Origin of the sequence: Actinoplanes solisilvae (genome assembly GCF_003999975.1) — a bacterium.
Classification (GTDB): Bacteria; Actinomycetota; Actinomycetes; order Mycobacteriales; family Micromonosporaceae; genus Actinoplanes; species Actinoplanes solisilvae.
The window spans coordinates 51,362-62,452 of the sequence record NZ_RJAC01000022.1 but is presented as its reverse complement, the minus strand read 5'-3'; the positions used below and the strand labels follow the sequence as shown (position 1 = coordinate 62,452).

12 protein-coding genes are annotated in these 11,091 nt (G+C 71.4%); 5 read left to right on the top strand and 7 right to left on the bottom strand.

Features of this window, described 5'->3' with window-relative positions:
- Position 1: 1 nt before the first annotated feature.
- Both EER30_RS37050 and EER30_RS37045 read right to left on the bottom strand, forming a co-directional pair.
- Complete coding sequence (locus tag EER30_RS37050) at positions 2 to 2,530, bottom strand: FtsX-like permease family protein (protein WP_127505814.1); 2,529 nt, start codon at positions 2,528 to 2,530, stop codon at positions 2 to 4.
- Positions 2,527 to 3,279, bottom strand: a complete 753-nt coding sequence (locus tag EER30_RS37045; protein WP_127505812.1) for an ABC transporter ATP-binding protein — start codon at positions 3,277 to 3,279, stop codon at positions 2,527 to 2,529. The genes EER30_RS37050 and EER30_RS37045 overlap by 4 nt, the downstream gene beginning before the upstream one ends.
- Positions 3,280 to 3,429: 150 nt before the next feature.
- On the opposite strand from EER30_RS37045, the gene EER30_RS37040 reads away from it, so the two are divergent.
- From EER30_RS37040 to EER30_RS37025, 4 genes are read left to right on the top strand one after another with little or no spacing between them, the layout of a single operon-like run.
- Entirely contained in the window at positions 3,430 to 4,623 is a 1,194-nt protein-coding gene (locus tag EER30_RS37040; RefSeq protein WP_127505810.1) for a sensor histidine kinase, read from the top strand.
- On the top strand, positions 4,620 to 5,258 hold the full coding sequence (locus tag EER30_RS37035; protein WP_127505809.1) for a response regulator: 639 nt from the start codon (positions 4,620 to 4,622) through the stop codon (positions 5,256 to 5,258). The genes EER30_RS37040 and EER30_RS37035 overlap by 4 nt, the downstream gene beginning before the upstream one ends.
- Before the next feature lie 52 nt (positions 5,259 to 5,310).
- Positions 5,311 to 5,655, top strand: a complete 345-nt coding sequence (locus EER30_RS37030; RefSeq protein WP_127505807.1) for a PadR family transcriptional regulator — start codon at positions 5,311 to 5,313, stop codon at positions 5,653 to 5,655.
- A 1-nt stretch (position 5,656) separates the two neighbouring features.
- A complete protein-coding gene (locus tag EER30_RS37025; RefSeq protein ID WP_127505805.1) occupies positions 5,657 to 6,325 on the top strand; it encodes a hypothetical protein in 669 nt (222 codons plus the stop codon).
- 13 nt (positions 6,326 to 6,338) lie between these two features.
- Here the strand turns inward: EER30_RS37025 and EER30_RS37020 are convergent, their stop codons facing one another.
- A complete protein-coding gene (locus EER30_RS37020; RefSeq protein ID WP_127505803.1) occupies positions 6,339 to 7,541 on the bottom strand; it encodes a serine hydrolase domain-containing protein in 1,203 nt (400 codons plus the stop codon).
- Between the two features lie 110 nt (positions 7,542 to 7,651).
- Here EER30_RS37020 and EER30_RS37015 point away from each other — a divergent pair, with 110 nt between their 5' ends.
- On the top strand, positions 7,652 to 8,188 hold the full coding sequence (locus tag EER30_RS37015) for a GNAT family N-acetyltransferase (RefSeq protein WP_240670539.1): 537 nt from the start codon (positions 7,652 to 7,654) through the stop codon (positions 8,186 to 8,188).
- Here EER30_RS37015 and EER30_RS37010 read toward each other — a convergent pair.
- The 4 genes from EER30_RS37010 to EER30_RS36995 form a co-directional block, all read right to left on the bottom strand.
- On the bottom strand, positions 8,172 to 8,702 hold the full coding sequence (locus tag EER30_RS37010; RefSeq protein ID WP_127505801.1) for a GNAT family N-acetyltransferase: 531 nt from the start codon (positions 8,700 to 8,702) through the stop codon (positions 8,172 to 8,174). The two genes, EER30_RS37015 and EER30_RS37010, sit on opposite strands and share 17 nt — an antisense overlap.
- Before the next feature lie 616 nt (positions 8,703 to 9,318).
- Positions 9,319 to 9,729 (bottom strand): PPOX class F420-dependent oxidoreductase, encoded by a 411-nt coding sequence (locus tag EER30_RS37005; RefSeq protein ID WP_127505799.1) that lies wholly within the window; start codon positions 9,727 to 9,729, stop codon positions 9,319 to 9,321.
- A 9-nt stretch (positions 9,730 to 9,738) separates the two neighbouring features.
- Positions 9,739 to 10,275 (bottom strand): DUF305 domain-containing protein, encoded by a 537-nt coding sequence (locus EER30_RS37000; RefSeq protein WP_127505796.1) that lies wholly within the window; start codon positions 10,273 to 10,275, stop codon positions 9,739 to 9,741.
- Positions 10,260 to 11,000 carry a lytic polysaccharide monooxygenase gene (locus EER30_RS36995; protein WP_127505794.1) on the bottom strand — a complete coding sequence of 247 codons (741 nt, stop codon included), beginning with the start codon at positions 10,998 to 11,000 and terminating at the stop codon, positions 10,260 to 10,262. The genes EER30_RS37000 and EER30_RS36995 overlap by 16 nt, the downstream gene beginning before the upstream one ends.
- Positions 11,001 to 11,091: the final 91 nt, after the last annotated feature.

The following is an 11,091-nucleotide window of genomic DNA, read 5'->3' as shown; positions in this document are numbered from 1 at the left end:
TCTACTCGGTGGCCAGCGCCGCCACCGGGCTCACCTTCGCGGCGCGGCGGGCGGGCAGCACCCCGGCCAGCGCGGTCAGCGCGACCAGCAGGGCGAAGACCACGACGAGCTGCCCGACCGGCAGGGTGAGCGGGGCGTTGACCCCGAGAGCCCGCACGAAGAGCCAGGCGTACGGCACCCCGAGCGCGAGCCCCAGCGCGGCGCCGATGACCCCGTAGAGCGCCGACTCGGTCGTCATCATCGTGCGCAGACCGGCGCGGGACAGCCCGACCGCGCGCAGCACTCCCGACTCACGGACCCGCTCGACCACCGACAGCGCGGTCGTCGTCCCCACGCCGACCACCGCGATGATCACGGTCAGGCCGACCAGGCCGAGCGCGATGACGAGCAGCAGCGTCACCTGGTCGTTGATCTCGTCGCGCTGGTCGGCCAGCACGGCGACCTGCCATTTGCCGCCGGCCGCGCCCTGCACCTCGCTGATCGCCCGCTTGCCGTCGGTGCGGCCTTCCTCGCCGGGGACGGCCGCGTTGGCCAGCACCCCGGAGAACGCGGCCGGAGCGCCGAGCCTGGTCAGGTCGGACGGGTCGAGCAGGGCCGTGGCGTGCAGCGGCGCGTCGGCCGGCAGCTTGGCCACGACGGTGACCCGTACGGTGCGCTTGTCGGTCTTGATCTCGATCTGGTCGCCGACGCCCGCCCCGGTGATGTCGGAGCCGAACCCGGAGAGGGCCACCTTGCCCGGCCCGACGTCGGCGAACGAGCCCGAGGACACGTCGAGCTTCTTCAGCTCGGGCAGCGCCCCGACCTTCAGGTCGGTGACGTCCAGCCCTTCCATGTCACCGATCTTGACCGGCAACCGGCGGTAACCGGTGACGTCCTTGAGCTCGTCGCGCTGCTTGAGCTGCTCGGTCAGCGCGGCCGGGACCGTCGCGTCGTCCTGGGCGGTCAGCTCGTAGTCGGCCGGCGCCGCCGACGCGGTCTCCCGGTCCAGCAGGACCCGCAGCGACGAGCCGCCGACCAGCGCACCACCGACCAGCGCGACCCCGAGGGCGACCACGACCGAGACCGCGGCGGCCCGGCGCGGGGCCGCACCCACTCCCCCGGCGGCCAGCCGGCCCACCGGGCTGAAGCGGCGGATCGGCCAGCCCAGCAGGGCCAGCACCGGCCGCACCAGCACCGGGCCGAGCACGACAAGGGCGAAGAACGCGAACCCGGCGGAGGCGATGACGGCGAACAGCATCGGGGTCGGGTCGTAGTCCTTGGGGTCGCGGCCGGGCAGGTTCGTGGCGACGTACGCGACGGCCAGCACGGCCCCGGCCGCCAGCAGGATTCCGGTGGCCCAGCGCAGCTTGCCGATGTCGCCCCGGGCGCCGGTGGTGCCCGCGCCGCGCAGAGCCTCCAGCGGCGAGACCTTCGACGCCGACGCGGCCGGGGCGAGCACCGCAAGCACCGTGAGCAGCACCGCCAGCAGCACGGTCCCCAGTGCGGCGGGCAGCGGGAAGCCCGGCGAGGCCACCTGCATGTCGTTCCAGCCGGCCACGGCCGGGACCAGGTGCCCGACGCCGAGTGCCAGCAGCACACCGGTCAGACCCGTGACCAGCCCGGTCAGCGCACCCTCGACGGCCAGGGCCCAGGTGATCGAGCGCCGGCCCGCGCCGACCGCGCGCAGCAGGGCCAACTGCCGCATCCGCTGCGCGAAGACGATGCGGAAGGTCGACGTGGCGACCAGGCCCGCGGCGAGCACAGCGATGCCCACGAAGGCTCCGATGACCGCGAACACCGCGTTCACTCCGGAGGCGGTCTCCTCGGCCTCCTTCTGCCGCACGGTGGCGCCTTCGAGCACTTCCGCCCGCTCGTCGGCCTTGGCGATCGACGAGGTCATCAGGGCCTCGACGCGGTCGCGCAACGTCGCCGGGTCGGTTCCGGGGGCGGCGTCCAGGTCGACCCGCTGGAACTGCTTCACGCCGGTCAGGGCGGTCAGCGCGGACGTGGGCGCGAACCCGTTCGCGCCGTAGTCGACCGGGGCCTCGACCAGCCCGACCACGGTCAGCTTGACCGGGGGCCGGCCCTTCCCGTTGTCGTCCCAGCTCACGACGGCCTGGGTGGTGCCGCCGACCGGCAGGGACAGCCGTTCCGCGGTGCGCGCGGTGACCGCGATCTCACCGCCCTTCGACGGGTAACGCCCCTGGGTGACCTTGGTGACGGCCAGCGGGCCGGTCCCGGGGTCGCTCGCGAGGTTCAGGTATTCGTTGCCGAGCTCGGCGCCGACCTCGAGCCGGGCCGTCGACTCGGCGACCCCCGGCAGCTTGTTGATCGCGGCGAGCTGGGCCGAGTCGAGTGTGCCGTTGCGGGCCACCACGTCGACCGTCTCAGGGGTGCCGGAGAGGCCGTCGAGCAGGCTGCGCTCGGTGATCTGCTGGGCGAGCACCGTGGCGTAGACCACGAACGAGACGACCAGCACAGCCAGGCCGGTGAGCAGCAGCCGGGCCGGGCGGCGGGCCACGCCGCGGAGCTGGGTGCGCAGCACGCTCATCGGGCGGCCGCCAGGTTCTGCAGGGCGTCGGTGACCGAGGCGATGTCGGGCCGGTCGATCTCGCCGGCGACCCGGCCGTCGGCGAGAAGCACGACCCGGTCGGCGTACGCGGCGGCGCCCGGGTCGTGGGTCACCATGACGATCGTCTGGCCGAGCTCGCGCACCGAGTTGCGCAGGAAGAGCAGCACCTCGGCGCCCGAGCGGGAGTCCAGGTTGCCGGTCGGCTCGTCGGCGAAGACGACCTCGGGGCGCGACATCAGCGCGCGGGCCAGGGCGACCCGCTGCTGCTGACCGCCGGAGAGCTCGCCCGGCCGGTGGTCGAGCCGGGCCACGATGCCCAGCGACTCGGTGAGGTGGGCGTACAGGTGCGGGTCGGGCCTGCGGCCGGACAGCTCGAGCGGCAGCGTGATGTTCTGCGCGGCGGTGAGCTGCGGCAACAGGTTGAAGGCCTGGAAGACGAAGCCGATCCGCTCCCGCCGCACCTTGGTCAGCACCTTGTCCGGCTGCTTGGTCAGGTCGGTGCCGCCGAGCAGGGCCTGCCCCGAGGTGGCGGTGTCCAGGCCGGCCAGGCAGTGCATCAGGGTGGACTTGCCGGAGCCCGAGGGCCCCATGATGGCGGTGAACTGGGCACGTGAGAAACCGACGGTCACACCGTCCAGCGCCCGGACCGCGGTGTCCCCGCTGCCGTAGACCTTGACCAGGTCGACGGCGGCGACCGCGGCCAACGTGTCCACGCTCTGCGTCTGCATGTCATCTCCACTCGGTGGCTTGCTTGTCGCCGAGGAGTCTGGGGGCAGCCGATCGACCGGCACATCGGCCCGCGGCCGGGTCGATGCCGGGCGGCGGGTCTGTCTTTCGGCCGATGGGTCACCCCGGACCAGCGCTTACGCTGGATGGCGATGCAGACCAATCCCAACCGCATGATCCTTCGCCGGGCGGCGCAGCTCCTCGCGCTCGGCGGCATGTTCCTGCTCGGCCTCTTCGACGTCGCCCAGGGCGGCCTGCTGTCGCGCTCCGAGGTGCTGGGCCTGTTCCAGGTGCTGCTGGCCCTGGCCGCGGCCGCGGTGTGGCTGCCCGTGCACAAGCCGGGCTCGACCCGCCTGCCCACGGCCGCCATAGTCCTGGGTGGCGCGTCGCTGTTGGTCACGCTGGTCGGCGCGGCGATGTCGGACGGCAACGAGTACGGCGCCGGTTGGGGCCTGGCCGAGTCGTTCGCGCTGCTCGGCGTCTGTTACGTGATCGCCCGCAACTCCACCGCCGGCCGGGGCGCGATCGCCCTGCTCGTGGTGGGCGCGGCGGTGAGCTTCGCGCCGCTGCGGGCGGGCCAGAACGCGGTCTACGTGATCTTCGGCCTGATCCAGGCGCTGGCCGCCGCCGCGGTGATCGGCTTCGCCATCTACCTGCGCATCGTCGAGGGCTCCCGCCAGCGCGCGGTCGACGCCGTGCGCGCCGAGCAGCGCACCGAGTTCGCCCGTGACCTGCACGACTTCATCGCCCATCACGTCACCGGCATCGTCGTGCAGGCCCAGGGGGCCAAGTTCATCGCCGAACAGGACCCGAAACGGGTGCTGCTCGCCCTGGAACAGATCGAGACCGCCGGCGCCGAGACGATGGCGTCGATGCGGCGCATGGTCGGCGTGCTGCGCGACCCCGACTCGAAACCCGACGCCCCCCTCGCCCCGGTCGCCGGCGTCTCCGACCTGGGCACCCTGCTCGACCAGTTCAACTCGGCCGGCGGCGCGAAGGCCCGCATGCACCTCGACGGCGACGTCGGCGGTCTTCCCGTCGAGGTCTCCACCTCGGCCTACCGGGTGGTGATGGAGGCGCTGACCAACGTGCGCCAGCACGCCCCCGCCGCGACGGCCGCCGACGTCTGGATCCGCCGTACGCCCGAGTGGCTGCTGGTGCGGGTGGCCAACGACGGTGAGCTCCCGGCGCGCACCGCCGCACCGCGCGAGCGCTCAGGGTACGGTCTCGTGGGCCTGACCGAGCGGGTCCGCGCGGTCGGCGGCCGCATCACGGCCATGCCCGGCATCGAGGGCGGCTGGGTCGTCGACGCCGCGTTCCCGATCGACCCGAGGACAGAAGCATGATCCGCGTTCTCATCGCCGACGACCAGGCCATGGTCCGCACCGGCTTCGGCATGATCATCGGTGCGCAGCCCGACATGGAGGTCGTGGGCGAGGCCGCCGACGGCGTCGAGGCGGTGGCGCTGGCCCGAAAGCTCAAGCCCGACGTGGCGCTGCTCGACATCCGCATGCCGAAGATGGACGGCCTCGAGGCGCTGCGCCTGCTCTCCGGCCCCGGCGTCAGCGAGCCGGTCAAGGTAGTGGTGGTGACGACGTTCGACCTCGACGAATACGTCCACCAGGCGCTGCGCAACGGCGCGGCCGGCTTCCTGCTCAAAGACTCGGGCCCGGCCCTGTTGGTCGAGGCGGTGCGGGCGGCCGTGTCAGGCGACGCTCTGATCAGCCCTTCCATCACCGTACGTCTCCTTGAGCACCTCTCTCCCCCGGCGCCCTCGGGCGACGACGGCGGCCTGTCCCCGCGCGAGCTCGACGTGGTGCGCCTGGCCGCCAAGGGCCTGACCAACGCCGAGATCGCCGCCCAGCTCTTCATCTCGATCGGCACCGTCAAGACCCACGTCGGCTCGATCATGACCAAGCTGAACGCCCGCAACCGCGTAGAAATCGCCGCCTGGGCCTGGGAACGCCGCCTGCTCGGCTAGCACAACCGATCCGCTATATCGCGCCGCCTAATACCTCGCTATTATGTGGCGCATGATAGCGGCCGATCCGGAGCGTCAAGCTCAGCTTCTACGGGGCGTGCTCGACATGTGCCTGCTCGCGCTGCTGGCCGGCGAACCCGCGCACGGCTACGAGCTGGTCCGCCGCATGGAAGCGGCCGGGTTCGGCTCGGTCGGCTACGGCACGATCTATCCGCTGCTCACCCGGCTGCGGCGCCTCGGCCTGGTCGCGAACGAGAGCCAGGTGAGCCCGTCCGGCCCGCCGCGCAAGGTCTACGCCGTCACCGCCGCGGGCCGTGAACACCTCGAGGCGTGGCAGCGGCAGTGGATCGGTTTCACCGGCACCGTCGACAGCATCCTGACCATCGCGAGGAGTTGACATGGACAACATCGACAGCGTCCTGGCCGAGGCGTCCCGGGCCTGGCGTGCCGCGGGCGTCGCCGCCCCCGACCGGGCGAGACTCGCCGCCGACCTTCGCCTCGACCTGGAATCCGCGGCGGCCGACGGCGTCGACCCGGCCCGCCTGATCGAAGGCGACGTCGCCGCCTTCGCCCGTGCACTCGCCGACGAGGCCGGGGTGCGGTCGGGCGCCGCGCAGCACAGCCGCTTCCTGGTCACGTCGCTGCTCGGTGGGCTCGTCGCCGGGGTGGCCAGCAGCGGGCTGGTGATCGCGGTCTTCGCGCTGTGCGTGCGGCTCTTCGATCTCTCCGTGAACATTCCCGTCCACGTCGTGGCCACCGTCGTCTACAGCCTGCCCGCCGTCGCGTTCGTGGCCGGGGCGGTCGTCGCGGTACGGCTGCGCCTGCGCGACGTCCACCGGGCCGCGGAGACCGCCCGCGTGATGATGCTGCTCCTGCCGCTGACGGCCGTCGTGATCACGCTGGTCACGGTGGCCTTCGCCCGGTCCACCGGCTACAGCGTCGACCCGGTCGTGGTTCTGACCGAGGCCGCGCTGGTCCTGGCCGCCCTCGCGGCGGCGATCGTCGCCTCGCGCAAGATCGCGTTGCGGGCCGGTGCGACGCGGCCCGAGGTGCGGACCGCGTCATGACACCGGCCGTGTCTCAGCCGCGCAGGGCGTCGGCCACCGCGGCGGGCACCGGCTTGTTCAGCAGGTGGCAGATGGTTGCCGTGTCGGCCGCCATCACCACCCGGTAGAAGCGCTCGGCACCGGCGTTAGGCTCGGAGTCGACGGGCTCGGCGGTGGCGTCGGTGACCGCCGTACGCCGCCCGTCCGCGCTCGCGACGGCCGTACTGTGGTGGCCCATGGTGTCGCCGCCATGGCCCCAGACCGTTCCGCACACCGAGTCGATCCTGATCAGGCCCAAACCGTACCCGCCCTTGATCCCGAAGCTCTCGGGGATGTCCACCGTGGACCGCATCTGGGCGAGCTGTGCGCGGGAGAAGAGCTCGCCGCCCAGCACGGCCTCGAAGAACCGGGCCAGGTCCTCCGGTGTGGAGATGATCGCGCCGGCCGCGCCGCCCCAGCCGCCGATCGGCCACTCGGACACGTCGGTGTGCACCGGCTGCGCGCCCGCGAACGACACCGCGTACCCGTGGGCATAGCCTCGCCCGGTGTGGGTCGCCCGCGGGTCGGCGAAGTAGGTGCGGTCCAGCCCGAGCGGCTTCGCGATGCGCCGCTCGACGAGATCAGGCAGGCTCTGCCCGGTCAACCGCTGCAGGATCATCCCGATCAGCGTGTAGTTGGTGTTCGAGTACGACCAGCCCTGCCCCGGTGCGAAGTTCGGCGCGTGCCCGAAGGCGACATCCAGCAGCTCCCGCTCGGTGTACACGTGCTGCGGGTCCTCGTTCATGCGCTCGAAGAACGCGGGGTCGGAGGTGTAGCTGAACAGCCCGCTCGTGTGGTTCAGCAGCATCCGTACGGTGATGTGGTCGCCGTCGGGCACCACGCCGGGCAGATAGTCGCCGACCGGCCGGTCGAGCTTCAGCCGCCCCCGATCGACGAGCTGCAGGGCGAGCACGGCCATGAACGTCTTGGTGTTGCTGCCGACCTCGAACTGCTCCCGCCCGTTCAACGGCCGTCCGGTCTCCCGATCCGCGAGCCCCGCCACGGTCGTCCGGACCCGGCGCCCGTCGTCGATCCGAGCCACATACCCGGGTACGCCCACCGACAGCACCCGCGCAGCCACCTCCCTCATGCTGACGTCGTGAGCCGGTGGTGCCGCCGCCGCACTCACCGCCCCCGAGCCGGTCAGTACGACCGTCGCGGCCACTACGAGCGCTGTCCTCTTCGTCAAAGTCGTCATGCATCGATCCTTGCGACTGCGTCGCTCCCGGTCATTGCCGTCACCTGCCCAGCCGCCCGGCAGCCTGCGCCACCGTCGGCGGTAGTGCCAGCGCTACTACGCTGGGCCGGGTGAGCGCCGACATCGCCGTGCTGAAACCCTCCGACGATCACCTCGCTCCCGGCACAGCCGCCCTGGTCAACCGGGTTTACGCCGACGCCGAGAAGGGCCTGTGGCGCGACGACACCGCCCGCACCACGACGGCCGAGATCACCCAGTTCATCCGCACCGGCCAGTTGGCCGCCGCCCGCCTCGACGGCGTCGTCGTCGGCGCGGTCCGGGTCCAGCGCCTCAGCGACACCCTGGCCGAGTTCGGCATGCTGGTCGCCGCCCCCGAACATCGAGGTATCGGCCTGGGCCGCGACCTGGTCACCTTCGCCGAGACGTGGGCCCGTTCCCAAGGCCTACCCCGCATGCAGCTCGAACTGCTCACGCCCCGAACCTGGTCCCACCCGGTCAAGGACTTCCTGCGGGCCTGGTACGAACGCCTCGGCTACCAGGCCACCCGAACCGCCGACTTCGCCGACGACTACCCCACCGTGGTCCCACGCCTGGCCACCCCATGCGACTTCGTCATCTTCGAGAAAACCCTCACGGTCGCAGGTTGATCCAGTAGCGCTTGACGCGGTCGGGGCCGGTGTTGCGGATGTCTTCGAGAACGCCGCCGTGGGCTTCGATCGTGCGGGCTGACGCGGTGTTGCCGGGGTGGCAGGTGAGCAGCACGCGGTCGAGGCCGAGCGACCGCGCCGTCTCGAGGGTGTGGCCGAGGGCCCAGCTCGCCAGGCCGCGCCCACGGGCCGTCGGACGCAGGCCGTAGCCGATGTGGCCGCCCGTCTGCAGCAGCCAGTCGTTGAGGGTGTGCCGCAGCGCGATCGCGCCCAGGAAGCGCTCGTCCTCGACGATCCAGCGGTACGTGCAGTGCACCCACCCGTCGATGGGCGGGATCGACACATCCTCCTGGTCGTGCAGGCTCGCCACCCACCGTTCGAACCCGGCCGCCGAGACCACGTCGTCGGTCGGCCGCACTCCGTGACCGTGCAACCAGGCTCCCTCGCCCCACTCCTCGCGGGCTTCCAGGAACGCGGCGTGCAGCACCACGGTGGGCGCGATCAACTTCGGCATGCCGGAGACTCTAGAGATCCTCCGCCGTCGGGGACCCTCCGGACTCGAACACCGGCCATCCGAAGTGCGGCTTTTGTGGGCTGATCGCCGTGACCGGGGTGGCTGCGCGAGGGCGTCCCCGGGCGGGCGCTGTCGTGCGGCCGCCTGGGTGCGGCCCGTCGCGGTGGCCGGGCCAACGCGAACGGCAGACCTATTCAGTCGATTTCGGTCGATGCGAACGGCCGACCCTATTTCAGGAGAAGTCGATGCGAACGCCAGACCCTATTTCCAGACCCTATTTCAAGAAAACGGGCCTCTCGCGCGCATGATCAAGCCTCTCGCACGCATGACTCAAGCCTCTCGCACGCATGATCAATTCGAGATCAAGGATCAAGGCCTCTCGGGGGCGAGCGAGGCCCCTAGATCAAGGATCAGCCGAAGGATCTTGCGCGTGAGGCCCGGCATCCGGGCAGCGGGAGGCGCGACAGGCCGCAAGCAAGCGATCAGCGCGACGGGCCGCCCAAAGCGACACCACAACGACAGCCCACCCGGAAAGCCCGCGCGCAACCACCCAGCCACCGCAACCGGCCGCCCAAGCGACACCACAACAGCAGCCCGCCGGGAAGCCCGCGCGCGATCACGGCACCCAGGGGCCGACTCCGCCGATGCGCTGCACCTGGTAGCGGACGATGTAGCCGGAAGCGCGCGGCGCCGGAAACGGTGACCCGACGTACACCAGCGACAGGCGGTTCAGCAGGTCCCAGGCCTGGTCGGAAGGGTCGACGGTGGCCAGGGCGCGCAGCACGGCGTGTTCGGCCAGGAAGACGCCGGGGCGGCGGGGCGCCTCGAACGAGAGCACCACGCGCGGGTCGCGTTCCATGTTGCGGATCTTCACGTTGCGGGGCAGGTGGCCGCTGACCACGTCGTCGCCGTCGAGGCCGATCCAGATGATCGACACCTGGGGTGAGCCGTCGGCGTTCAGGGTGGTCAGGTGGGCCAGCGGACCCGTTTCGATCAGGTCGACGAGTTCCTTCGGCAAGGTTCCCATGACTCGAACTTACGGCTCCGCCGCCAGGGCCAACAGCCGCTGGATCTGGGTCTGGCGCCGCTGGGTCACGGTTTCGCCCAGGTCGCGCGCCGGCGGGTAGGCACCGCCGGCCGACTCCATGCGGGCGGTCTCGACGCAGTTGCCGAGGTGACCGAGGAGCAGGCTCACCGCCGTACGGTCGAAGGTCTTGCCCTGGGCCGAACGAAGCTCGCCGATGTCGGAGGGCCGCAGCACGTGCAGATCGCCGTGCCCGTCGTGCGAAGCGGTGGAAACGACCGGCTGCTGCCATTCCCGCAGCCATCGTGACATCAGGAGAGCCTCGGAATTCCACTGGTCGTGCAGCTCGGAGGCGATCGTGCGCACCCGCGGGTCGGTGGCCCGATCGACGGCCAGCGAGGTGACCTGCGAGCCCTCGTCGATCTGGGCCAGGGCCATCTGCAGGAACATCACGTCGGTCGCGTTGAAGACCGGGGTCTCCGGCTGCGCACCGCAGCCGGAGACCACCAGCAGAGCAGCCAGCGCGGCCGCGACTAGTTGGCGGACCACAGGGCCGGGACGTTCGGCGGTTCCCAGCCGGCGATGGCGGTGTGCGCCTGCCGGCAGGTGTAGGAACGACCGTTGTACGTCACGGTGCTGCCGACCGTGTAGGAGGCGCCGGCCCGCCACGTGCCGCTCGCGGGCGGCGGGGTGGTCGGCGGCGGGGTCGTCGGGGGCGGGGTGGTCGGCGGCGGCGTGGTCGGCGGTGGGGTGCCGCCTCCGCCGCCGATGTTCACGTCGACACAGGCGTAGAAGGCCATGGCCGTGTCGGCGACGTTCCACCGGGCGAGCACGGTCTGGCGGCCGCTGATGCCGCGCATGCTGACCGTGTGCGACTTGGTGGCGCCGGGCTGCGCGCCGCCGTCGTTGAACGAGGCGAGCAGCGTGTTGCCGATGAAGTATTCCCAGGTGGCGGTCGAGTGCCGGGCCGTCAGCACCCAGTTGAAGGTGACGGTCTGGCCGACCGAGGCGACCGGCCAGGAGCGACCGTTGTCGTTGAGGACAGCGAACCGGCTGCCGCCTCCGTTGCACTGCTTCGAGCCTTTGGGGGCCTCGACGCTCTGCGGCTCGTAGACGATGTCGCCGCAGTTGGGGACGGCGCCGCTGGCACAGTTGGCCTGGCGGCTGGGCGGAGACGAGATGTAGCCGTGGGCCGAAGCCGGGGAGACTCCGACGGTGAGGGCTGCCGCGGTCGCGGCGACGGTCAGTGCGGGGAGGGTGAACCTTCGCTTCATGAGGGACTCCTTCGCGCGGAATCAACGGGTGGGGGCCCGGTGACCGGCCTATATAGACCAACATAAGTTAAAGAGTATTAACAGTAAATAG